21 protein-coding genes are annotated in these 24,017 nt (G+C 62.3%); 11 read left to right on the top strand and 10 right to left on the bottom strand.

Features of this window, described 5'->3' with window-relative positions; genetic code table 11:
* Positions 1-7: 7 nt before the first annotated feature.
* Together RA20_RS17385 and RA20_RS17380 are read right to left on the bottom strand one after the other, a co-directional pair.
* Positions 8-733 carry an SDR family NAD(P)-dependent oxidoreductase gene (locus RA20_RS17385; RefSeq protein WP_039131596.1) on the bottom strand — a complete coding sequence of 242 codons (726 nt, stop codon included), beginning with the start codon at positions 731-733 and terminating at the stop codon, positions 8-10.
* Positions 730-1,500, bottom strand: coding sequence for a DUF1365 domain-containing protein (locus RA20_RS17380; RefSeq protein ID WP_039131595.1), 771 nt, complete (start codon positions 1,498-1,500; stop codon positions 730-732). Before RA20_RS17380 ends, RA20_RS17385 begins: the two co-directional genes overlap by 4 nt.
* A 119-nt stretch (positions 1,501-1,619) precedes the next feature.
* Between RA20_RS17380 and RA20_RS17375 the strand changes: the two genes are divergently transcribed.
* The 5 genes from RA20_RS17375 to RA20_RS17355 are packed head-to-tail and all read left to right on the top strand — an operon-like array spanning position 1,620 to position 6,317.
* Positions 1,620-2,969: an NAD(P)/FAD-dependent oxidoreductase gene (locus RA20_RS17375; protein ID WP_039131591.1), complete on the top strand. Its 1,350-nt coding sequence runs from the start codon at positions 1,620-1,622 to the stop codon at positions 2,967-2,969.
* Positions 2,908-4,065, top strand: a complete 1,158-nt coding sequence (locus RA20_RS17370) for an SAM-dependent methyltransferase (protein ID WP_039131590.1) — start codon at positions 2,908-2,910, stop codon at positions 4,063-4,065. The genes RA20_RS17375 and RA20_RS17370 overlap by 62 nt, the downstream gene beginning before the upstream one ends.
* Entirely contained in the window at positions 4,058-4,543 is a 486-nt protein-coding gene (locus tag RA20_RS17365; RefSeq protein ID WP_039131588.1) for a hypothetical protein, read from the top strand. Before RA20_RS17370 ends, RA20_RS17365 begins: the two co-directional genes overlap by 8 nt.
* Positions 4,540-5,772 (top strand): MFS transporter, encoded by a 1,233-nt coding sequence (locus tag RA20_RS17360; protein WP_039131585.1) that lies wholly within the window; start codon positions 4,540-4,542, stop codon positions 5,770-5,772. The genes RA20_RS17365 and RA20_RS17360 overlap by 4 nt, the downstream gene beginning before the upstream one ends.
* A complete protein-coding gene (locus tag RA20_RS17355; RefSeq protein WP_039131583.1) occupies positions 5,769-6,317 on the top strand; it encodes a DUF3833 family protein in 549 nt (182 codons plus the stop codon). The genes RA20_RS17360 and RA20_RS17355 overlap by 4 nt, the downstream gene beginning before the upstream one ends.
* A gap of 17 nt (positions 6,318-6,334) precedes the next feature.
* Here RA20_RS17355 and lpdA read toward each other — a convergent pair whose 3' ends face one another.
* From lpdA to RA20_RS24760, 7 genes are all read right to left on the bottom strand, one after another.
* On the bottom strand, positions 6,335-7,693 hold the full coding sequence (gene lpdA / locus RA20_RS17350) for a dihydrolipoyl dehydrogenase (protein ID WP_039131580.1): 1,359 nt from the start codon (positions 7,691-7,693) through the stop codon (positions 6,335-6,337).
* Positions 7,694-8,935 carry a dihydrolipoamide acetyltransferase family protein gene (locus RA20_RS17345; protein WP_039131578.1) on the bottom strand — a complete coding sequence of 414 codons (1,242 nt, stop codon included), beginning with the start codon at positions 8,933-8,935 and terminating at the stop codon, positions 7,694-7,696. It lies immediately after the preceding gene.
* Between the two features lie 3 nt (positions 8,936-8,938).
* The gene (locus tag RA20_RS17340) at positions 8,939-9,952 is read right to left on the bottom strand and encodes an alpha-ketoacid dehydrogenase subunit beta (protein ID WP_039131575.1); all 1,014 of its coding nucleotides are present in this window, start codon (positions 9,950-9,952) and stop codon (positions 8,939-8,941) included.
* Position 9,953: 1 nt separating this feature from the next.
* On the bottom strand, positions 9,954-11,189 hold the full coding sequence (locus RA20_RS17335) for a 3-methyl-2-oxobutanoate dehydrogenase (2-methylpropanoyl-transferring) subunit alpha (RefSeq protein WP_039131573.1): 1,236 nt from the start codon (positions 11,187-11,189) through the stop codon (positions 9,954-9,956).
* 405 nt (positions 11,190-11,594) lie between these two features.
* The gene (locus tag RA20_RS17330; RefSeq protein WP_039131570.1) at positions 11,595-12,533 is read right to left on the bottom strand and encodes a 3-hydroxyacyl-CoA dehydrogenase NAD-binding domain-containing protein; all 939 of its coding nucleotides are present in this window, start codon (positions 12,531-12,533) and stop codon (positions 11,595-11,597) included.
* Entirely contained in the window at positions 12,534-13,274 is a 741-nt protein-coding gene (locus RA20_RS17325; RefSeq protein ID WP_039131568.1) for an SDR family NAD(P)-dependent oxidoreductase, read from the bottom strand. It abuts the gene before it with no gap.
* A gap of 76 nt (positions 13,275-13,350) precedes the next feature.
* Complete coding sequence (locus RA20_RS24760; RefSeq protein WP_052249048.1) at positions 13,351-13,650, bottom strand: aldehyde dehydrogenase family protein; 300 nt, start codon at positions 13,648-13,650, stop codon at positions 13,351-13,353.
* A gap of 398 nt (positions 13,651-14,048) precedes the next feature.
* Here RA20_RS24760 and RA20_RS17315 point away from each other — a divergent pair, with 398 nt between their 5' ends.
* The 4 genes from RA20_RS17315 to fdhF all read left to right on the top strand — a co-directional run bounded on the left by RA20_RS17315 (position 14,049) and on the right by fdhF (position 20,190).
* Entirely contained in the window at positions 14,049-14,660 is a 612-nt protein-coding gene (locus RA20_RS17315; protein WP_241482278.1) for a winged helix DNA-binding protein, read from the top strand.
* Positions 14,661-14,719: 59 nt separating this feature from the next.
* Positions 14,720-15,628 (top strand): LysR family transcriptional regulator, encoded by a 909-nt coding sequence (locus RA20_RS17310; RefSeq protein WP_039131566.1) that lies wholly within the window; start codon positions 14,720-14,722, stop codon positions 15,626-15,628.
* Between the two features lie 95 nt (positions 15,629-15,723).
* Complete coding sequence (locus RA20_RS17305) at positions 15,724-17,412, top strand: NAD(P)H-dependent oxidoreductase subunit E (protein ID WP_039131563.1); 1,689 nt, start codon at positions 15,724-15,726, stop codon at positions 17,410-17,412.
* A 3-nt stretch (positions 17,413-17,415) separates the two neighbouring features.
* Positions 17,416-20,190: a formate dehydrogenase subunit alpha gene (gene fdhF, locus RA20_RS17300; RefSeq protein WP_039131561.1), complete on the top strand. Its 2,775-nt coding sequence runs from the start codon at positions 17,416-17,418 to the stop codon at positions 20,188-20,190.
* Between the two features lie 252 nt (positions 20,191-20,442).
* Here fdhF and RA20_RS17295 read toward each other — a convergent pair whose 3' ends face one another.
* Positions 20,443-21,057 (bottom strand): TetR/AcrR family transcriptional regulator, encoded by a 615-nt coding sequence (locus RA20_RS17295; protein WP_039131559.1) that lies wholly within the window; start codon positions 21,055-21,057, stop codon positions 20,443-20,445.
* 127 nt (positions 21,058-21,184) lie between these two features.
* On the opposite strand from RA20_RS17295, the gene RA20_RS17290 reads away from it, so the two are divergent.
* Both RA20_RS17290 and RA20_RS17285 read left to right on the top strand, forming a co-directional pair.
* Positions 21,185-23,230, top strand: coding sequence for an NADH:flavin oxidoreductase (locus tag RA20_RS17290; RefSeq protein ID WP_039131556.1), 2,046 nt, complete (start codon positions 21,185-21,187; stop codon positions 23,228-23,230).
* A gap of 1 nt (position 23,231) precedes the next feature.
* Positions 23,232-23,960, top strand: coding sequence for an NAD(P)-binding domain-containing protein (locus RA20_RS17285; protein WP_039131554.1), 729 nt, complete (start codon positions 23,232-23,234; stop codon positions 23,958-23,960).
* Positions 23,961-24,017: the final 57 nt, after the last annotated feature.

Below are 24,017 nucleotides of genomic sequence, written 5' to 3'. Positions count from 1 at the left end.
ACTGACCTTATCTGCCGCGGTAGATCAGCAAGTCGGGCAGCAGGTGCAGCAGTTTGATCATCCAGGAAAACGGGCGCGGGAAATCTGTTCGGAAGCGGTGCGATTTCAGCGCTGCCAGAACCTGCCTTGCCGCCAATTCCGGAGTCATCATCTGCGGCATGGCAAAGCTGTTCTTGTCCGTCAGCCGGGTCTTGATAAACCCCGGGTTGATGATGCGAACCGTTACGCCGGACCCATTCAGATCATGCCGCATGGTTTCTGCCAGGCTGATCAGCGCGGCCTTGCTTGCGCCATAGCCGATGGCGGCGGGCAACCCGCGGTATCCGGCCAGCGACCCGATCAATGCGATTTCTCCTCGGCCTTCTTTGACGAAGTCTGGCAGCACCTGCCCCAGAACCCTGAGGGCGCCGTTGTAGTTCACGTCGCTCATCTTCAGTGCTGCGCCGGTGTCCCAGACCTGGGTGCGCATCGGCTCATAGGCTCCGGCATTGTAGATGACCGCATCCACGGTGCCCGCCAGCTGCGCCGCCTGCGCGACCGAGGCCGTATCCGTTACATCCATTGGCAGCGGCTGTGCCCGGGCCAGCTCGCCGGCCAGCGCTTGCAGCGCGCCTTCTGAGCGGGCTGACAGGATCAGCCGGGCGCCCTCCCGGTCCAGCTGCCGGGCGATCTCGCGCCCCAGCCCGTGGCTTGCGCCGACCAGCCAGACAGTCTTGCCGCGAAAGCTGTTCATGCCTTGCGGCCTGAATAGGTAGAGCTGTCGGAGACGAGCGGTTCAGGCGGCGCGGGCTTCTTGAGAAATGGTGCCCGCTTTACCCAGAGTTTCAGCGCTTGCCAGTAAATCAGCGCCACCACCCGGAGCGCCCCTAAGGGTCTGCGCAGGGCGGCCCCCGCCAGTGAGGCCGTGGAGGCCGGGCGGCGCAGCCCGTTCAGCGTTGCCAGCACGCCTTGGCCGCCGTTCCTGTAGGAAATCCGGATGTTGAAGGCGCTGTCCGTCATCCCGAAATGAAAATGGTAGCTGCCGGCGACCTGCTGAAACGGAGACACATGCATCAGCTTTTCAGCGCCGATCACCTCGTCCTGGCGGATTGGCCGGTAGTCCGGGTGCGCTGCAAAGTAGCAATGGCGGTGGCCGAAGGTGTTGTTCACCTCGGCGATGAAAGCTCTTGGTGTTCCGTCCCTGACAGCGATCCAGAAGCTTACCGGGTTGAAATGAAACCACAGAAAGCTCGGCTGGGTCAGCAGCAGCAGTTGTGCACCTTCAATAGGAAAGCCGCGCTGCCGCAATTGATCGCGGAACCAGCGAACACCGCTGCCTGCCCCGCGCGGGCCGCCGTGGTGGCGGTCGTGGATGGAGAACAGATTGAACCGGTTACGCGATAGCAAGGGCGGCGCACCTTCGGTCAAATCGGTCAGGAAATAGTCCACACCGTACCGGAAGGCGTTTTTCAAACCGCCCCTGCGGGCGTGAAAGGTTTGGGCGGGCACATGCTCAATCATACGGCTTCTACGCGCGCGGGAGCGCTTCGGATCACATAACAGGAAAATATTCCTTCCGCAGTGATCCGGCCCCCAGTGTGCTCCGTAACACCTTCAAACAACAGGAAGGAAAGCTGCTTATGCTGGATCAGACGCAGGGCCCGCGGCGTAAAATCGCGATCATCGGAGGCGGTATCTCCGGCCTGTCCGCAGCCTACTTCCTGGCAGCCAACCATGACATCACACTGTTTGAGGCCGCCCCCCGGCTTGGCGGCCATGCCCGCACGGTTCTGGCAGGCAGGAACGGGGATCAGCCCGTCGATACCGGCTTCATCGTCTTCAACTATGCAACTTACCCCTATCTCACCAGGCTGTTCCGCGAACTGGATGTGCCGGTGATGAAAAGCGAGATGAGTTTTTGCGCCAGCATCGACAATGGCAGGTTGGAATACGGGCTGAACAATCTGCGCATGCTCACAGCGCAGAAGAGCAACCTGATCCGGCCGCAATTCCACAAGATGATCGCCGACATCATCCGGTTCGGCAAACAAGCCGAAGCGGCGGCCGGAGACGACGAGAAAACCATCGGCGAGCTGGTGGATGAACTGGGCCTGGGCAATTGGTTCCGCAACAATTACCTGATGCCGATGTGCGGGGCGATCTGGTCCACGCCGGTCAGCGATGTGGAAGCGTTTCCGGCAAAATCGCTGGTGCAGTTCTTCCGCAATCACGCGCTGCTGGCCGGTATTGGCAAGCACCAGTGGTGGACGGTCCAGGGCGGCAGCATCGAATACGTCCGCCGTTTGGAGGCTGCGCTGATTGCCCGCGGATGCCTGATCCGGACCGGGACGCCCGTCCGCAAGGTTGTCCGCCGCGGATCTGGCGTTGCACTGCACATGAAAGGGCAGGAACCGGGCTCCTTTGACGAGGTGATCTTTGCCTGCCATTCGGATCAGGCGCTTGCCATTCTGGGCACTGATGCAACCCCGGCCGAAGCAGCAGCGCTTGGCGCTATCCGATACCAGCCGAACACGGCGGTGCTGCATTGCGATGAGGGGCAGATGCCCCGGAGGCGCAATTGCTGGTCCAGCTGGGCCTACCGCAGCCAGGACGGCGGCGTCGGGGTGACCTACTGGATGAACCGGCTGCAGAACATTCCCGAGAGCGATCCGCTGTTCGTCACACTGAACCCGTCCCGCCCCATCCCGGCAGGGAAGATCTATGACCGGGTTGAGTTTGCCCATCCGGTCTTTGACCGCGCCGCGCTGCGGGCGCAGCGGCAGATCCGGGCAATGCAGGGGCAGAACCGCACCTGGTTTGCCGGTGCTTATAACCGGCATGGTTTTCATGAAGACGGCATCGCCAGCGCCATGCGGATTGTCCGCATGATGAATTCACTCACCGCATACCCGGCGAAAGGAACAGAACATGGCATTCACAGACAAAGCCCTGCAGTCAGAATTCCTCTCAGCCTGCGCGCGTCTGCGTGAAGGGCGGCTGACGCTGCGGACACCGGATGGTGCGCGCTATGAATTCGGCGACCGGGGGGCAGAGGCGGAAATGCAGATCCATGACTGGGCCGCGGTCTCTGCCATGGCGGCGCATGGTCAGGTCGGTCTGGGCGAGGCATATGTGCAGGGCCTCTGGGACACGCCGTCGGTCGAAGGGCTGATGCAGCTTGCCATGCTGAACCGGGACCATCTCGGCAGCTATGACCAGGCCAGCCCGCTGAACCGGGCGAAGTTCCGTATCGTCGACACCCTGCTGCGCGCGAACTCCAAACGCGGTGCCCGTAAGAACATCCGCGCGCACTATGATGTGGGCAACGAATTCTACCAGCTTTGGCTGGACGACGGGATGACCTATTCCTCCGGCTTGTTTGGTGACGGTTGCGGCGATCTTGCCAAGGCACAGGCCCGCAAGAATGACCGCATCCTGTCACGGCTGGGAACGGGCGAGCGGGTGCTGGAAATCGGCTGCGGCTGGGGCGGATTTGCCGAACAGGCCAGCGCTGAAGGCCGTGACGTGACCGGTGTCACCATTTCCCGCAACCAGCACAGCTATGCCGAAAGCCGCCTGGACGGGCGCGCGGACATCCAGCTGCGCGATTACCGCGATATCGAAGGGAAATTCGACAACATCGTCTCGATCGAGATGATCGAAGCGGTGGGCGAACGCTACTGGCCCAACTATTTTGCCAAGCTCAAAAGCAATCTGGCTGAGGGCGGGCGGGTGGTGCTGCAGGCTATCACTGTGCGCGATGAATTCTTCCAGACTTACCGCAGGTCCTCGGACTACATCCGCCAGTATGTCTTTCCCGGAGGCATGCTGCTGAGCGATCAAGTGATCACGCAGCAGGCCGGTGCCGCCGGGCTGCAGGTCCGTGACAGCTTTGCCTTTGGTCAGGACTACGGAAAGACCTGCCGCATCTGGGCGCAGCGCCTTGCGGATCAGAAACGCCGGATCTCGGGGCTGGGCTACGGCGAAGCCTTCTTCCGCAACTGGCAGTACTACCTTGAGATTTGCGCCGCTTCCTTTGCCATCGGGCACACCAATGTGGTGCAAGTGGAGCTGGCCCATGCTTAGGCTGATTGCCATCCTTTGCCTGCTGGCGCCGCCCGTTTCGGCCAGCCAGCTGCAATCGCTGCTGCCAGGAGCGGAGCAGCGCGGCACCGCGGTGTTCAGGCTGCTTGGCCTGCCGGTCTATCAGGCCAGGCTGTTCACCAAGGGGGCGGCGCCGCTTGACTGGTCGCAGGATTTCGGAATCGAACTGATTTATCAGCGCCGGATCAGCCAGGCTGACCTGACCGGGGCCACCCTGCGCGAGATGCGCCGCATGGGCAGCCCGGTACCGCCGGAAGCGATGCTTGCCGCCTGCTTTCAAAATGTGGCGCCCGGCGACCGTTATCTGGCTGTCAGCCGGGGCGCGGATCAGATCGACTTCCTGCGCAACGGACGCAAAACCTGCAGTCTTCGGTATCCGCAAATCAAACGGAACTTCATGTCCATCTTTCTGGGTGAGAATTCCCGGTCGGCCAGCTTTACCCGCGGCCTGTTGGGATGACAGTCCTGTACCCCCGTGTCAGCCTGTATGCGATGATGCTCGCCTCAGCTGGTATTCCGCTCTACATCCACTTGCCGCAGTTTGCTTCGGTGGAGTTGGGGCTCGGATTGGGCACGCTCGGCGCGATCCTGCTGGCCATCCGCCTGGTTGATCTGGTTCAGGATCCGCTGATTGGCTGGATGGCCGACCGCTGGCCCCGCGCCCAACTTAGCCTTGCCATGCTGGCGGCCGGCGGGCTGGCGATCGGTTTTCCACTGCTGTTCTCGCTGGGCCCGGGGCCGCAGGCCGCGGGCCGGCTGGTTCTGGTCCTGATCGTCCTGTTCACTGCCTACAGCCTTGGCATGATACTGCTCTATGGCCGCAGCGCCACGCTGGCCAAACGGCCCGAGCCTCGGGAGCTGCTCACCCTGGCGGCCTACCGCGAGGCAGGATTGCTGGCAGGCGTCATTTTCGCAGCAATCGCTCCCGCCGTTCTGGCGGCACTGGGGGCAACGGGCCAGGGCTATGGCGCCTTTGGCATGGTTCTTGGCCTGTTTGCGTTGATGACAGCGTTGCTGACCCGACCCATTTGGACCCGCCCGGCACGCATGGGGCAGTGTCTGTCCGTTCGGTCTCTGGCGAACGCCGGGGCCATCAGGCTTCTGATCCTGGCGGTGCTCAACAGCCTGCCAGTTGCGCTGACGTCCACCTTGTTCCTGTTTTTTGCCGGGGACCGGCTGCAGCTTGCAGACTATGCAGGCGGGCTGCTGGTGCTGTTTTTTCTCTGCGCAGGTTTCAGCGTGCCGCTGTGGACGCGCATCAGTCAGAGGATCAGCCCCAAGCCAACCCTGCTGCTTGCGATGCCGCTGGCAATCGCAAGCTTTGCCGGCGCGGCCTTTCTCGGCGCTGGCAGCCTGGCGGGGTTTGCCCTGATCTGTGCGGCCTCCGGGGCAGCACTTGGGGCCGACATGGTGCTGCTGCCCGCCATGTTCAGCATTGCCCTCACCAAGGCCGACCTCAATGCTGCCGCCGCCTTTGGCATCTGGTCCTTTGCAGGCAAGCTGGCTTTGGCGCTGGCCGCTGCCCTGGCCCTGCCGCTGCTGGAGCAGCAAGGCTTTCGTCCCGGCGGACCGAACAACGCGCAGGCGCTGGGTGCCCTCACCCTGGCCTATGCGGTGCTGCCCTGTGCTCTGAAAACCGCTGCTTTTGCCTTTGTCCTCACGCTTCCACCGGAGAGACCTGTGCCATGAAACTGCTTACTGCCCTGCTGCTGATCGCGCTTGTTGCGATGATTGCAAAAACCTACCTGCTGAGTTTCCGGTTCCAGTCGCCGGAAGACTATGCCGGGACAGGCCCGGAGTTCATCCTGAACAAGCACCTGTCCGGCGAGTTCCTCTCCGAAGGGCTGATCTTTGGTCCCGATGGCAAGATGGCCAACAGCTTTACCGCAAAGATGGTGGGGGAATGGAATGGCAGCACCGGCACCTTGTCCGAGGAGTTTACTTATTCCAACGGCGTGGCGCAAAACCGGAAGTGGTATCTGACGCTTGGCCCGGACAATACCTTTACTGCCACGGCCGACGACCTGATTGGAGAGGCGAAGGGCACCGTATCTGGATCCACGGTACAGCTGGAGTATGAGATCATTTTGCCCGAAAGTGCTGGCGGGCATGTGCTGAAGGCAACCGACTGGATGTATCTCACCTCCAGCGGCGTCATCATGAACAAATCAGAGATGCGCAAGTTTGGCCTCAAAGCCGCTGAGCTCATTGCGACCATGCGGCCCGTGCCATGAGATAGAACCTCGGGTTATCAAATGTGCAGAGCTTGCCCCAATGCGTGCAGGCAGGCTTCGTGCAGGGCTTCCGATTGAGTCGGATGGGCGTGGATTGTCGCGCCGATGTCTTCGAGGCATGCGCCCATTTCAATCGCCAGGGCGAAAGAGGCGGACAGTTCCGACACTCCGGCACCCACGGCCTGAATGCCTTCTACTGCGTGATCGCTGTCGCGCCAGACGACACGGACAAAACCGTCTTCGCGCTCAGATGCCAGTGCCCGTCCGTTGGCTTGCAATGGGAAGCTGGCAGATGAGGTGCCGGCGATCTCACCCGGCGCGGCACCGCAGGACACCACTTCGGGGTCCGTAAAGCATACCGCGGGGATCGCCCGCTTGTCCCACTCAACAGCATGGCCTGCGATATGCTCTGCCACCATTTCCCCCTGTGCCATGGCGCGATGGGCCAGCATCGGTTCGCCGGTCACGTCGCCAATAGCGTAGATGCCGCGCATCGATGACTGGCAGTAGCTGTCAATCTTGATAAACGGACCGTCCTGAGTCAGCGCAAGCTCCTCAATGCCAATCCCGGCGGTGCGGGGACGGCGGCCAACGGTGACCAGCACTTTTTCGGCGGCCACGGGGCCCTGGTCTGTCTGCAGGCTGCCGTCCGCATATCCTTGAGCTTTGGCACCAGCCAGCACTGTCACACCCAGAGCGTCCAGCCGGGCTTCGACGGGGCGTGTCAGTTCCCTGTCATAGAGCGGCAGGATACGGTCTTCGGCCTCTGCCACCGTGACCTGCGCGCCGAGCTTGGCAAAGGCGGTGCCAAGCTCCAGCCCGATGTAGCCGCCACCGACGACTGCCAGGCTTTCGGGCACCTGCGTTAGTTTCATGGCTTCGCTGGAGGTGAGGATGGGGCCGCCGAACGGCAGGTCCGGCAGTTCAACCGGGGCAGAGCCAGACGCAATCACAATGTATTCCGCCCGGATGATCTGGCCGTCACCGCTGCCGTTAATCGAGACCGTCTTGCCGTCCAGAAACCGCGCACGGCCAGTGACAAAGCGCACCTTGGCCTTTTTCATCAGGGCTGAAACGCCGGAGTTCAGACGCCGCACGATGCCATCTTTCCAGGCGATTGTCTTGGCAAAGTCAAGTGACGGCGTCCCGGTGCATATTCCTAGTGGCCCGTGCGGGGCACGGGCGATTTTGTGAAATTCATCTGCAGCGTGGATCAATGCCTTGGAAGGGATGCAGCCCTCATTCAGGCAGGTGCCGCCGGGCTTGCCCTCGTCGACCACAACCGTGTCGATGCCCAGCTGGCCTGCGCGAATGGCGCAGACATAGCCACCGGGGCCTGCGCCGATAATCAGTAGTTTACAGCTAATATCCGACATTCAGCCCTCGACAAACAGCATGGCAGGAGTTTCCAGCAGGGTTTTCAGCTTTTGGACAAAGACCGCGGCATCCCAGCCGTCGATCACCCTGTGATCAAAGGAGCAGGAGATGTTCATCATCTGCCGGGGCTGGAACTGCTGGCCGTCCCAGACTGGCCGGATCTGCATCTTGTTGATGCCGACGATGGCGACTTCAGGGTAGTTGATGATCGGCGTTGTGGCGATAGCGCCCAGCGGTCCAAGCGAGGTGATGGTGATTGTGCCGCCGCTCAGCTCGGCCCGTTTGATCGAACCCTCGCGGGCAGCCTCTGCCAGGCGCGCGATTTCAGCGGCATTGTCCCACAGGCTGCCGGCCTCGGCGTGCTGCACGACCGGCACGCTCAGCCCCTGCGGTGTTTGCGTGGCGATGCCCACATGCACGCCGCCGTGCCGGTGGATCACCCCGGCCTCGTCGTCGAAGCGCGCGTTCAGTCCGGGCTGCTCGCGTACGGATTCAACGATGGCGCGTATCAGGAAGGGCAGCAGCGTCAGCTTGGGCCGCGTTTCCGCGTGCTTGGCATTCAGTGCTTCGCGCAGGTCTTCCAGCGCGCTCATCTCCACTTCTTCAACGATGGTGATATGCGGTATTCGCTGCTTCGCCAGTGCCATTTGCTCGGCAATCCGGCGGCGCATACCGATTACGCGCACTTCTTCGATGCCGGTGTTCTGAGCGCGGATGACCCCGCCCTGCTGGATGCCGCCGGAGGCGATCCAATTGTCGAGGTCAGCGTGGCTGATGCGCCCGGCGGGGCCGGTGCCGGGCACCTGGCGCAAATCGACGCCTTCTTCGCGCGCCCGTGCCCGGACTGACGGGGAGGCCAAGGGCTTGGTGCCGTTGCTGCGGGGCACAGGGGCGGCAGCAGGTGGTTTTACGGGTGCCTCCGCGGTTGCGGGCTCTGGTTCCGCTGGCGGCGCTGCCGGTTTCCCGGTGTCCGCTTGCACTTCGCTTTCATTGCCTGCGCCGTCAACCTCAAGGCGCACCAGGACAGAGCCGACCGGAAGCATCTGTCCGATTTCTCCGCCCAGCTCCACAACCTTGCCTTCGGCAGCAGAGGGGACTTCGACCGCAGCCTTGTCAGTCATCACCGCTGCCAGAATGTCGTCTTCCTTGACGATGTCGCCTGGTTTTACGTGCCATTCGATCAGTTCAGCTTCGGCGACGCCTTCGCCTATATCGGGCAGGCGGATTGCGAAAATACCCATGGATCAGTCCTCCATGACTTTCTTGAGCGCCTCGCCGACCCGGCCTGGCCCCGGGAAATACTCCCATTCCTGTGCGTGCGGATAAGGCGTGTCCCAGCCGGTCACCCGGATGACCGGTGCTTCAAGGTGGTAAAAACAGGTTTCCTGCACCAGCGACATCAGCTCTGCTCCAAAGCCGGAGGTGCGCGTCGCCTCATGCACAATGACGCACCGGCCGGTTTTCCTCACCGACTCTGTGATGGCCTCAAGATCCAGCGGCAGAAGGCTGCGCAAGTCGATCACTTCGGCATCAACCCCGGTTTCCTTTGCAGCGGCCTCGGCGACATACACCATTGTGCCATAGGCCAGAACTGTAACATCTGCCCCCTCGCGCCGGATTGCCGCTTTGCCCAGAGGCACAATGGTATCCCCGTCCGGGACATCCCCAAGAGGATGGTTTTTCCAGCTTTCAACAGGTTTGTCGTGATGGCCGTCGAACGGCCCGTTATAGAGCCGCTTGGGCTCGAAAAAGATCACCGGATCGGGATCGGCAATTGCCGCCAGCAGCAGCCCCTTAGCATCGTGCGGGTTTGACGGCATGGCCACTTTCAGCCCGGACACATGGGTAAACAGCGCCTCAGGGCTCTGGCTATGGGTCTGGCCGCCGAAAATGCCGCCGCCGGTCGGCATGCGGATTACAATAGGGCAGGTGAAATCGGCGTTGGACCGGTGCCGCAGCCGGGCAGCCTCTGAGACGATCTGGTCATAAGCCGGATAGACATAATCTGCGAACTGAATTTCGATCACGGGTTTCAGCCCGTAGGCGGCCATGCCGATGGCAGTGCCCACGATGCCGGATTCATTGATTGGCGCATCAAAGCAGCGGGATTTGCCATATTTCTCCTGCAGCCCGGCAGTGCAGCGGAAGACGCCGCCGAAAAACCCGACATCCTCGCCGAAGACAACAACCCGGTCATCTGCCGCCATCGCTACGTCATGCGCTTCGCGGATGGCTTCGATCATGGTCATCTGTGCCATTTCAGAACCCAGCCTCCTGACGCTGACGGATCAGATGCGGCGGCATGGTCTCATAAACTCCTTCGAACATATCGCGCGGGCTGGGCGTCTTGCCGGCTGTCAGCGTGCCAACCGCCTCGGCCTGCTTCTGGGCGGCAACAACCGTATCCAGAACCTCAGCCTCTGCCTGCTTGTGGCGGTCCTCGCTCCATTCGCCGATGGTGATCAGGTGCTGCTTCAGCCGTTCAATCGGATCCCCCAGCGGCCAGGCTGCAGCCTCGCGCCGGGAGCGGTAGGCGGAGGGGTCATCGCTGGTCGAATGCCCGCCGGCGCGGTAGGTCACATGTTCGATCAGAGTCGGGCCATGCCCGCGCCGGGCCCGCTCGCAGGCCCATTTCGCCACTGCATGAACGGCCAGGTAGTCGTTGCCGTCGACCCGGACCGACGCAATGCCGAAACCATGGCCGCGGGCGGCAAACGTGCCGACACCGCCGCGGGCAATGCCTTGAAAGGTGGATATGGCCCATTGGTTGTTGACGATGTTCAGGACCACGGGTGCCTTGTAGGTCGAGGCAAACACCATGGCTGCGTGGAAATCGTTTTCGGCCGTGGAGCCGTCGCCGATCCAGCCGGCCGAAATCTTCGTATCGCCGGATATTGCCGAGGCCATGGCCCAGCCGACCGACTGCACAAACTGTGTGCCCAGATTGCCGGAAATGGTGAAGAAGCCGTGTTCCTTGGAGGAATACATGATCGGCAGCTGACGCCCGTGCAGCGGATCTTCGGCGTTGGAATAGATCTGGTTCATCATCGTGACCATCGGATAACCGCTTGCAATCAGCAGCCCGGCCTGACGGTAGGTGGGGAAGTTCATGTCGCCCGGCTGCAGGGCGCGGCTGAATGCGCAGCTGACGGCCTCCTCGCCCAGATGCTGCATATAGAAGCTGGTCTTGCCCTGCCGCTGAGCGTTGAGCATCCGCGCATCGAACGTACGCAGCAGCTGCATGTGGCGCAGCCCATGCCGCAGTTCGTCCGGGCCGAGCGCGCCGGCCCAGTCGCCGACCGCCTCACCCTCTTTGTTGAGCACCCGCACAATGGAGAAGGCCATATCGCGGATCGTGTCCGGGTCCACATCAACGGGCGGGCGGGCCACCGCGCCTGCCCGGGGGATCTCAAAATCGGAGAAATCGGGCGTAGTACCCGGACGGCAGCCTGGCTCTGGCACGTTCAGGGAAAGCGGGCTGATGTCATTGGTCATACTGCACCTTTCTGGCTTTTCGCGGCCTTGGAAGTTACTCCGGCTGACCGGTCCTTTCGGCCTTGGCAGGCCGGATCTGCAGTCGTGGCGGCGGCCAATCTGATGCCGCCTGTATGTACCACATAGCCCGGCTATCCATGGATACCACGATGACGTAAGCGCCTGGTTACTGTAAGTGATTCAATCTTAAGGTGTGCTTGATGCCGCTGGCAATACGGCACCAGCACGAAGAGCTCCTGAAACTCAGCGACGGCTTCTGCGTGCCAGACCGTTTGCCGCCAAGCCAAACCAGCTGTCTTGCTGTGTCTTGACAGTAAGCACACGTGCACGGAGCGCCTCTCGTCTTTTGCGTAGGCGGGAGGCGGCTGTCTTGCCGGTACTCATTCTGTGGTGCAGTTGTTCAGGCTATTCCGGCTGCTCCATATGCCGGAGGGCCAGCTGGATGGCGACGATCATCGCATCCCGGCGTGCCGCTTGATCGCTGACCGGTACGCCATGCGAGACAGCGTTCAGGCCTTCCACCAGCATCTGCGTGGTTTCTGCCGTCAGCTGCGGCGTGCCAAGATCCTCCCACCAGCCGTTAAATGTGTCCGCGAAATGGTCGCAGAAGGCGGCGAGCCCGCCGGGGCCGGCGCCAAGCCCGAACAGCGCGGTCGGCCCCATAGCTGCCCACCGCAAACCCGGGCCTGCCGACATCGCCTTGTCGACATCGCCAACGCTGGCGACACCGCTTGCGACCAGGTGAATCGCCTCGCGCCAAACCGCCGCCTGCAGCCGGTTGGCCACATGGCCTGGCACTTCTTTGTTCACGCGGATGGTGACTTTGCCGAGGTCTTGGTAGAAGGCTTCGGCCGCCTCGACGGCCTGAGTGCCGGTTTTGCTGTTGCCCATGATCTCGACCAGCGGGATCAGATGCGGCGGGTTGAACGGATGGCCAAGAACAAAGCGCGCAGGGTTTTCCCAGCCGTTCTGCATCTGCCCCAGTGTCAGGCCGGAGGCCGAGCTTGCGACAACCGCTTGCGGGTCTAGTGCGGTTTCGATCTCTGCAAACAGCGCGTGTTTGACAGGCAGCCGTTCCGGCACGTTTTCCTGAATGAAGCCGGCGCCTTGCACCGCTTCCGCTGCCGTCTTGTGGAATGTCACCTGGTCCGGACGGCCGTGCTTTGCCAGCCCCAGTTCCGTCAAAGCGGGCCAGGCCTGTTCGACATAGGACTTCACACGCTCTTCAGCGCCATCCGCGGGATCATAGACCGCAACCGAGCGGCCGGAGGCCAGGAACAGTGCGGTCCAGCTGGCGCCGATCACGCCTGCGCCAAGGACGGCGGTATGGGAAATGCCAGTCATCTAGAAAAGCCCCGTGTTGATGGGTGAAGCTGCAGTCAGGCCGCCATCGACTGTGAACAGCTGGCCGGTGGCAAAGGCGGCCTCGTCCGAAGCCAGCCAGACCGCCATGGCGGCGATGTCGGCAGGCTTGCCGAAGCGCCCCGCGGCATGGCGGGACAGGGCGTCTTTGCGGGCGGCCTGCGGGTCTTCGGACAGATCGAAGCCAGCCTCCAGCATGCCGGTTTCAATCCAGCCCGGGCAGATCGCATTGCAGCGGATCCGCGGGCCGTGGTCGACCGCGATTGAGCGGGTCAGCCCGTGCACAAAGGCCTTGGAGGCATTGTAGAGAGCCATAGTGGGGTCAGCCGCCTGCCCGGAGGTCGAGCCGACATTGATGATCGAGCCGCCCTGGGACAGGCGCGGAATGAATGCCCGGCAGCAGTTGAAGACCCCGCGGCAATTGGTGCCGATCACAGTGTCCCAATCTGCATCTGTGCTGTCCGGGACGGTTTTCTCCACCTGCACTCCGGCGTTATTTACCAGGATTTCCAGCCCGCCGAGATCCTCAGCCAATTCATTGACAGCTGCGGCGTCGGTGACATCCAGAGTGAACCAGGCGGTACGCTTGTCCAGATCGTCGGGCCGCTTGCCGCGCCCGCAGACCATGACAGCGGCGCCTTCGTTGCGGAAGGCTTCGGCGATGCCCCGGCCGATCCCCTGGCGGCCGCCGGTCACCAGCGCTCTCTTCCCTGCCAGCCGCATCAGTGGGCCACCACCGCATGGCGCACGGATGTACAGACATCCAGCGCATGGACGCGCATATCGCAGCCAGTGTCTTTCATCGAGGCCCAGGGCATTTTAGCAGCGGGCATGCCAGGGGGGTGACCCAGGTCATGCCGTAGCGCAGTTGGGACGTCATTTTCATGGCAGTCAAAATGTCCTTTGTCCAAACCGAGGAAGCCAGGCCGTAGCAATTGGCATAGGCGATCTTGAGCGCTTGTCCGCCTTCTGTGAAGCGGGAGATCGTGACCGCCGGACAAAAAATCTCGTTGCAGGCAGTTTTTGCATCAATGCTGACGTTTGCAATCACGGCGGGCTGCTTGAAGAGACCGGTTCCGCCTCCGGGTTGCTGCCTCATCTGAGCTCGGCACTGCCTCGGGCTTGGTCGGTATCCCAAGCAATCCGGTCGCGCTGCAGCAAATGACGTGTCCAATTTCGAAGCCCTCTGCCTCGGGGCGCCGGTCTGGACTTCCGCAACTTGATCGGCGGCCGCTGCCACCAGCAGGCATTAGGTCCTCCCCGGACTTTTGCCGGCTATGCCAGGGGCGTTGAGGCTGCGGCAAGCTGGTACAGTCTCTGCTCCCGCACTTCCGGAAAGGTTGTAAAATAGAATGCGCTGCCGGGTATTGCAGTCCGGCGGTTTTGATTGGATATGTTGTGCCCAATTTGAGTTGGATTTTCGGGAAAAGATCCGGCCCCGGCCTGCCTGCAGGCAAAGGGGCAGGCTGAATCGGACGCACTGGCGGTTCCCGCAATTTGATCCACGGCTTTCTGGCCCAAGGGGCCGTAAAAATTTGTATGTATCGGAGTTGTTCGTTGGATAACAAAGTCGACCCTTCCCTTTTTCCGCATCTGGCCGCCGGCCTGGCCTTGGATCCTGTGGATGAAGCGCTGCCCGGCGGCGGGCTGCAGCGGCTGGAGCTGGCTATTCAGCGGGCCAGTGAGGGCCTGACGCGCTGGCAGGCGGGATGTTTTGAACAAGTGAGCAATGTGCCGCTGACCGGAGCTGAGATCACGCTTCTTTTGCTGATTGGCAGCGGCGGGCGCGCGAAGACTATCAAGGAACTGGCCCGTTCCACCAACCGTATTGATATTCCCAATATTCAGTATTCGCTGCGCAAGCTGGCTTCGGCCGGGTTGACGTCCAAACAGGGTGCGGGGCGCTCGGGCGTCACTTACAGCCTGACTGCAGATGGAGAGCAGGTGTCGCAACAGATGCGCGGTGTGCGGCAGCGGTTGCTGGTGCAGATGCTCGACGGGCGCTCTGAACTGGCCAGGCAACTGGATCGCGCCGCGGAATCGCTGGAGGAACTGGCCGAACTCTACAGCACCGCAACCCGCTTGGCGGAGGCCAAAAGCGAGGCTTGACGGCCCTGGGAAAATTGGCCCCATTGCACGGGCCGGCAGCGGCGGCGTAAACTCCGCGCATGATCGAACTCAAGGACCTTCAGCTGCTGACTGCGCTGGCGCGGCATCAGCATTTCGCAAAGGCGGCCGCGGATTGCGGCATGTCGCAGCCTGCTTTTTCGATGCGGATCCGCAATCTGGAGGAGCGGCTGGGCCTGTCCATCGTGCGCCGCGCCAACCGGTTTCAGGGCCTGACTGAGGAGGGCATGATGATCGTGCGCCGGGCGCGCTCGATCCTGGATGATGCCAAGGCGCTGGAGCAGGAAATTGCCGCCTCGCGCGGTGAGGTGACCGGAAATCTGGTGCTGGGGGTGGTGCCGACCGCCACCGCCTGGGCGGCGCAGCTGGTAGATCAGGTGCGCCAGGCCTATCCGCGGATTCTGGCTCAGGTCGAAGTCACCACCTCGCTGGCTATCCAGCAGCGGCTCTATGATGGTACAATTGATGCTGGAATTACCTATGCCGACAGCATGGGCCGGGAACTGGTGACGGTGCAGCCGCTTTATGAGGAGAGCTATGTTCTGCTGGCACCCGAGGAGATGGTGGCAGGCCGCGGCGATGCAATCAGCTGGGCGGAGGCGGCGGAACTGCCGCTGAGCCTGCTGGACCAGCAGATGCAGAACCGGCGCATTCTGGACCGGATCTTTGCCGACCTGGGGCTGAAGCCCGAGATCGTCTCCGAATCCAACGGTTTCATGGCCTCGATGGTGATGGCGCGTGAGGGGTCTGTGGCAACGATTCTGCCGAGGGCGCTGATGCAGGCGCTGGGCGGGCTGGGCGGAACCCGGGTTTTGTCGCTGGTCGAGCCCGAGCAATCGCGGCCGATTTGCATTGCCACCTTGGACCGGACGCCGGAATTGACCACGGTTCAGGCCTTGAAAGAGGTGGTTGCGACGTTTGTAGACCGCGGGATGCCGCAAATGGCGTGATAAGCGATCCTTATCGTGCAATCGGTTTTCTAGATTTGACGATATTCATTCTTGATGGCATTCCGGGATGAAAGACGTGCTGACTGGAGGACCCCATGGCACCATTGGATGATAGCAAGGGCGTATGGAAGTCCGGCCGCGGCAAGGGGCGCAAAACCCCGAAAGGCCGCCAGGTCGATGACTCTGCGCTGAGCGAGGTTCAGGAGCTGCTGGGTGACCGCCCGCGCAACCGGGACCTTCTGATCGAATTCCTGCACCTGATTCAGGACAAATACGGCTGCCTGAGCGCGGCGCATATCCGGGCTCTGGCCGAGGAAATGCGCACCGGCCAGGCGGAGATATATGAGGTGGCCACTTTCTATGCCCACTTCGACGTGGTGAAAGAAGGCGAGACCCCGCCGCCGGCGCTGACCATCCGGGTCTGCGACTCGCTGTCCTGCGAACTGGCGGGTGCCCAGCAGCTGCAGAAGGCGCTGGAAGACGGTCTGGATGCCTCCCAGGTCCGCGTGCTGCGTGCGCCCTGCATGGGCCGCTGCGACACTGCCCCGGTTCTGGAAATCGGCCACAACCACATCGACCACGCGACCGTGGAGAAAGTGGAAGCGGCGATTGCGGCAGACGACACCCATGCACACGTGCCCGAGTATGAAACCTTCGCAGCCTACGAGGCCGAAGGCGGCTATGCCACGCTGAAAGACCTGCGTGCGGGTGGCGACTGGGAAGCGGTTCAGGCGAAAGTCAAAGAAGCCGGCCTGCGCGGCCTGGGCGGCGCTGGCTTCCCGTCCGGCACCAAATGGGGCTTTGTCCGTGCCAACGAAGGTCCGCGCTACCTGGCCGTGAACGGTGACGAAGGCGAGCCTGGCACTTTCAAGGACCGTTACTACCTTGAACGCACCCCGCATGTCTTCCTGGAAGGCATGCTGATGGCGGCTTGGGCCGTCGAGGCCGAGAAAGCCTTCATCTACATGCGCGACGAATATCCGGCAGTGCTGGAAATTCTGCGCCGCGAGATCAAGGCGCTGGAAGACGCGGGCATCGTCGAGCAAGGCTATATCGATCTGCGCCGCGGGGCAGGGGCCTACATCTGCGGTGAAGAAAGCGCGATGATCGAGTCGATCGAAGGCAAGCGCGGCGAGCCGCGCCACCGTCCGCCGTTTGTGGCGCAGGTGGGTGTCTTTGGCCGCCCGACCCTCGTCCACAACGTCGAGACCCTCTACTGGGTCTGCAAGATCAACCGCGAAGGTCCGGAATGCCTGAATTCGGTTGAAAAGAACGGCCGCAAGGGCCTGCGCAGCTACTCGGTGTCCGGCCGCGTGAAGAACCCGGGCGTGCACCTGCTGCCCGCCGGTTCCACCATCACCGATATCATCGAAGCCTGCGGCGGTATGCTGGACGGCCACGCCTTCAAGGCGTATCAGCCGGGCGGCCCCTCCTCGGGTCTGCTGCCTGCATCGATGAATGACGTGCCGCTCGACTTCGACACGCTGCAGCCGCATGGCACCTTCATCGGGTCCGCTGCCGTGGTGGTCCTGTCCGATCAGGACTCGGCCCGCGATGCGGCGCTGAACATGTTGCGCTTCTTCGAAGACGAAAGCTGCGGCCAGTGCACCCCCTGCCGGGTGGGCTGCGAAAAAGCCGTCAAGCTGATGAGCGAGAAGAAGTGGGATCAGGGCCTGCTGGAAGAGCTGAGCACCGCAATGGTCGATGCGTCGATCTGCGGCCTGGGCCAGGCTGCGCCGAACCCGATCCGCCTGACCATGAAGCACTTCCCCGAGGAGGTTTGAGCCATGAGCGAACAAGTCACATTCACACTCGATGGCGAACAGGTCACGGCGGAAAAAGGCCTGACCATCTGGGAAGTCGCCAACGGCCGCGGGCTGAAGATCCCGCACCTGTGCCACAAGCCGCAGCCGGGCTACCGCCCGGACGGCAACTGCCGTGCCTGCATGGTCGAGATCGAAGGCGAGCGCACGCTGGCCGCCTCCTGTATCCGTGAACCCGCTGAGGGCATGGTTGTCACCACCAACAATGCGCGCGCCGAAAACGCCCGCAAGATGGTGATGGAGCTGCTGGTGGCTGACCAGCCCAAGAAGGAAGAGGCGCACGACAAGTCCTCCCACATGTGGGACATGGCCGAGCTGAACGGCGTCACAGAGAGCCGCTTCCCGAAGCTGGAAGAAGGCCGCATTCCGCTGCTGGACGATAGCCATGTCGCCATGAAGGTGAACCTGGACGCCTGTATCTCCTGCGGGCTGTGCGTGCGTGCGTGCCGTGAGATCCAGGTGAACGACGTGATCGGCATGGCCGGCCGCGGCCACGACGCCTATCCGACCTTCGACATCGCCGACCCGATGGGCCAGTCCACCTGCGTTGCGTGCGGTGAATGTGTGCAGGCCTGCCCGACCGGCGCGCTGATGCCCGCCACCGTGCTGGATGAAAACCAGGTTGGCGACAGCAAGGACTACGATTCCGAGACCGAAAGCGTCTGCCCGTTCTGCGGCGTCGGCTGCAAGGTCTCGCTCAAGGTCAAGGACGGCAAGGTCAAGCATGTGGAGGGCATTAACGGACCGGCCAACGAAGGCCGCCTGTGTGTGAAGGGCCGCTTCGGCTTTGACTACATCCACCACCCGCACCGCCTGACCAAACCGCTGATCCGCCGCGACGACGCGCCGGCCAAAGGCTTGAATGTCGATCCGGGCAACCTGTCGACCCACTTCCGCGAAGCATCCTGGGAAGAGGCGATGGATCTGGCCGCCAAGGGCCTGATCAAGCTGCGGGATGAGAACCCGAAATCGGTTGCAGGCTTCGGCTCGGCGAAATGCACCAACGAAGAGGCCTATCTCTTCCAGAAGTTCATCCGCCAGGGCTTCAAGCACAACAACGTCGACCACTGCACCCGTCTGTGCCACGCCTCTTCGGTTGCAGCGCTGATCGAAAACGTGGGCTCCGGTGCTGTGACCGCGACCTTCAACGAGATCGAAAACGCGGATGTGGCGATTGTTATCGGCTCCAACCCGATCGAGAACCACCCAGTGGCTGCGACTTACTTCAAGCAGTTTACCAAGCGCGGCGGCAAGCTCATTGTGATGGATCCGCGCGGCGTCGGCCTGCGCCGGTTCGCGACTGAGATGGTGCAGTTCCGCCCCGGCGCAGACGTGTCGATGCTGAACGCGATCATGAGCGTGATTGTTGAGGAAGGCCTGTACGACCAGGAATACATCGACAAATACACCGAGAACTGGGAAGCAGAAAAACAGCATCTGGCGCAGTTCACGCCTGAGAAGATGTCTGAAATCTGCGGCGTCTCGCCTGAACAGCTGCGCAGCGTCGCGCGCACCTTTGCAAAGGGCAAAGCGGGCCTGATCTTCTGGGGCATGGGCGTCTCCCAGCACATTCACGGCACCGACAACTCGCGCTGCCTGATCTCGCTGGCCCTGATGACCGGCAACGTCGGCAAACCGGGTGCAGGCCTGCACCCGCTGCGCGGCCAGAACAATGTGCAGGGCGCGTCCGACGCGGGCCTCATCCCGATGTTCCTGCCGGATTATCAGACCGTGACTTCGGATGATGTCCGCAAGAGCTTCACTGACGTCTGGGGCGGCGGCGACTTCTCGAGTGAGAAGGGCCTGACCGTGACCGAGATCGTCGATCAGGCCTATGCCGGCAACATCAAGGGCATGTACATCCAGGGTGAAAACCCGGCGATGTCCGATCCGGATGCCGATCACGCGCGCGACGCCTTTGCCAAGCTGGAGCTGATGATCGTTCAGGACATCTTCCTGACCGAGACGGCGAACTATGCCGACATCATCCTGCCGGCCTCCGCGCTTTATGAGAAGAACGGCACCGTGTCCAACACCAACCGTCAGGTGCAGCGTGTGCGTCCCGCCGTGACGCCTCCGGGCGAGGCGCGCGAAGACTGGCAGGTGACTGTCGAGCTGGCGCAGCGCATTGGCCTGCCTTGGGACTACAAGGATGTCAGCGAAGTCTTTGCCGAGATGAAGCTGAACATGAAGTCGCTGAACAACATCACCTGGGAGCGTCTGGAGACCGAGACCATCACCTATCCGTCGCTGCATGAGACCGACCCCGGTCAGGCGATTGTGTTTGGTGACGGCTTCCCGCGTCCCGAGGGCCGGGCCCGCTTTACCCCGGCATCGGTGATCCCGCCGGATGAGGCGCCGGATGCGGACTACCCGATGATCATGACCACCGGCCGCCAGCTGGAGCATTGGCACACCGGGTCGATGACCCGCCGGTCCAAAGTCCTGGATGCGGTGGAGCCGGAAGCGAACTGCTCGCTCAACCCGCGCACTCTGAAACTGATGGGGATCGAACCGGGCGAGATGATCCGCCTGTCGACCCGCCGCGGCTCGATTGAGATCATGGCACGTGCTGACCGGGCGATTGCCGAGGACATGGTGTTTGTGCCGTTTGCCTATGTGGAGGCCGCAGCGAACATCCTGACCAACCCGGCGCTGGACCCCTACGGCAAGATCCCCGAGTTCAAGTTCTCGGCGGTGAAGGTCGAAAAGATCGAGAGCCAGATCGCCGCGGAGTAAGGCCGTCAGGTTCAGATACAACAGAGCGGGCGCGGAACCATCGGTTCCGCGCCCGTGCTTTTGGTGGCGCCGCGCTGGCGCGCGGCGCGGCGGTGGCCGCCACTGGCGTTCGGTATCTGGATTGGTCCCGTGGAGGTGTGTCGCTTCGGGCAATGCCCGAAGCGATCCGCGCCGCGCCCATTGGGCGCGGCGCCCGGCCCAACGGCTGCGCGGGCATCTTTGATGCCTGCCTAGCGGGCGGGAGTGCCTTCTTCAGCGATGGCGGGCCAGAAACCGGTCAAGGTCCCGCGTGGCGGGCGGTTTGCCTGAGAACACTTCGATATAGCCCGGCATCAGCGAGATCCGGTAGCGTTTGCTCTCGGTGACCTGCATCGAGATATAGCCAATTTGGGTGTAGATCATTGCCTTGGCCCGGACCAGGGCGTCCTGCTGCTCATACCCGAAGCGCAGAAACATTCCCGTCATCGCCTGTTCGCGCCGGATGTCGGCGGCATCCAGCCGGGCTTGCAAAGCGGTGTCGGTGCGCGCCCAGTTGCGGACCGCCAGATCCAGCCGGGCGTCAAACAGCTCGGGATCAATCCAGCAGTCGAACAGGTTGAACAGCGCTTCTGCGATGCTTTCCGCATAGGCTTCGGTGCGCGCCACCAGGTTGCCGGTGTTCTTGTCTTCCCAGCGGCGGACCATTGCCTCCAGCAGTTCTTCCCGGTCCTTGAAGTGCCAGTAGAAACTGGTGCGCGATACCCCGAGGCGCTTGGCCAGAGGCATCACCTTCACGGCTTCCACTCCGCTGGCGGTCAGCACGTCGTAAGCGGCTGCAAGCCAATCCTCTTCCCTGAGGCGCGTACGGGAGATGTCCGGGGTGTCCATGCCTCACCCATAACAGGGGATTAGAGGGCGGGCAACATTTCCTGACAGGTGTGAATGTAAACTTGACACATGTGTCAAGTTGGTGTCCGATACTCTCGCCCCAGACAATTCTCCAGGAGATTCCCGCATGTCCAAGGACCCGCTGCTGCAGCCCTACCAGCTGAAGCATCTGACGCTGCGCAACCGGATCATGACGACCAGCCATGAGCCGGCTTATCCGGAAGATGGCATGCCGAAGGAGCGGTACGCAGCCTATCATGCGGAACGGGCAAAGGCGGGTGTGGCTCTGACAATGACAGCGGGGTCCGCAGCGGTCAGCAAGGACAGCCCGCCGGTCTTCAACAATATTCTAGCCTACAAGGACGAGGTGGTGCCCTGGATCCGCAATCTGACGGAGAGGGTGCATGAGCATGGGGCAGCCGTGATGATCCAGCTCACGCACCTGGGGCGCCGGACCGGCTGGAACAAGGGGGACTGGCTGCCTGCAGTCTCCTCCACCCGCCACCGTGAGCCGGCCCACCGTGCGTTCCCCAAGCTGGCCGAGGACTGGGATATCGCCCGTATTACTTCCGACTTTGCCGATGCTGCCGAGCGGATGAAAGAGGGAGGCATGGACGGGGTGGAGCTGATGACCCACGGCCACCTGCTGGACCAGTTCATTTCGCCGCTGACAAATGACCTGGACGGGCCTTTCGGGGCCGGCAGTCTGGACAGCCGGATGAAGCTGACATGCAGCATCCTTGATGCGATGCGGCAGCGGGTTGGCGATGAGTTTGTGATCGGTGTCCGCTTTGGCGCCGATGAGGCGCAGAACGGCGGGATTACCCCTGAAATGGGGCTGGAAATGGCCCGCGTGCTGAAAGCTTCCGGCCAGGTGGACTTCTTCAATGTGAACCGGGGCCGCATTCACACCGATCCGGCAATGACAGACATGATACCGGTCCAGGGCATGCGCAGCGCTCCGCATCTGGATCTGGCTGCGGCGGTGCGTGCCGATACCGGCATGCCAGTCTTTCATGCCGCCAGAATTCCTGATGTGGCAACTGCCCGCCACGCTGTTGCCTCGGGGCAGCTGGATATGGTCGGCATGACGCGCGCGCATATGGCCGATCCGCATATTGTGCGGAAGATTGCGGAAGGGCGCGAAGACGATATCCGCCCCTGTGTCGGGGCCACATACTGCCTGGACCGGATCTATCAGGCGGGTGAGGCTCTGTGTATTCACAATGCCGCCACCGGCCGCGAATTGACCATGCCGCACGGGATTGCCCGGGCATCTGCCCGCCGGAAAATTGTCATTGTTGGGGCCGGTCCCGGCGGACTGGAAGCTGCACGGGTTGCGGCGGAACGGGGCCATGATGTCACTGTCTTCGAGGCTGCAGGCGAGCCGGGCGGCCAAGTGCGCCTCACGGCCCAGAACCCGCGCCGGGCCGAAATGATCGGCATCATTGACTGGCGCATGTCGCAATGCGCCGCACGCGATGTCCAATTCAGATTCAACACATGGGCCGAGGCCGGCGATGTGATGGCGCTTGAGCCGGACGTTGTGATCGTGGCCACCGGAGGAATGGCCAACACGGAATTGTTCGAAACCCGCGGCGAGCCGGACGGCGTTATCTCAGCCTGGGACCTTATTTCGGGCGATGTGAAGCCGTCTGACCACGTGCTGGTCTATGATGAAAGCGGGGATCACCCGGGGCTGATGGCCGCGGAAGCCGCAGCCAATGCGGGGGCCAAGGTCGAGGTTATGACACCGGACCGGACATTTGCACCCGAGGTGATGGCAATGAACCTGGTGCCTTACATGCGGGCTCTGCAGGATAAGGAGGTGACTTTCACCGTTGCCCGGCGCCTGCTCGGTGTCAGCCGCACCGGCAACCGGCTGACGGTCACCGTCGGCACGGACTACGGCAGCTCAACCCGCCAGGCTGAGTATGACCAGGTTGTGGTAAACTACGGCACCATGCCGCTTGACGATCTCTATTTCGCCCTCAAGGACCACTCGCTGAACCGGGGGGAAGTGGATTACGAGGCGCTGATTGACGGCCGGCCGCAGGAAATTGCTACAAACCCTGAGGGACGGTTTCAGCTGTTTCGGATCGGCGATGCCGTTTCCGCGCGTAACACCCATGCAGCCATCTATGACGCGCTGCGCTTGATGAAGGACATCTGACATGAACCTGGGATTTATCGGATGCGGCACTATAGCCTCGGCGGTGGTGCGCGGTCTCGCCGGGCGGGGGCACCGGATCACCTTGTCTGAACGCAGCCGGACGCATTCCGCAGCACTGGCGGCCGAATTCAAGGAAGTTTCCGTGGCTTCAAACCAGGGCGTGCTGGACGCAAGCGATGTGGTCTTTCTGGGTTTGATGGCTGAAGCCGCAGAAGAGATACTCGGGGGCCTCGAATTCCGGGAAGGGCAGCAGGTTGTGTCTTTCATGGCCGGAGCTGGCCTGGGCCGGATCTCCGACCTGGCCGCGCCGGCACGCGCGGCCGCCGTTATGATTCCGTTCCCGGGTATTGCGCAGGGCGGTTCTCCGGTAATGGCGCTTGGCGATATTGAATTGCTTGAACGGATCTTTGCTCCGCAGAATACCGTCTTTGCACTGAAGGATGACGCCGAGCTGGAGGCCTATCTCTGTGCCCAGGCAGTGCTGTCGCCGGTTACCCGCATGGTTGGCGATGCAGCGCAGTGGCTGGGGGACCGGGTGTCGGATGGCGCCCAGGGAGAGGATTTTCTGCGGATGCTGATCGCAACCAGTCTTCAGGCCTCAGGCTGCTCTGACCTGATTGAGGCCCTGAATACGCCAGGCGGCTTTAATCAGCGCCTGCGTCTGCACATGGAGACTGCAGGGATGAGTGACGAGCTTGCAGCGGGCCTGGACAGGTTGAAGCAGGGTTAGGCAATCACCGCCCCGTGTTTTGAGATTGCCGTGTCATTGAAAGGCGCCGGGCTTTCC

The organism is Leisingera sp. ANG-Vp, from assembly GCF_000813725.1.
Taxonomy (GTDB): domain Bacteria; phylum Pseudomonadota; class Alphaproteobacteria; order Rhodobacterales; family Rhodobacteraceae; genus Leisingera.
Note: the sequence above shows the minus strand (reverse complement) of the source record. Positions and strands in the feature narration are given on the sequence as shown.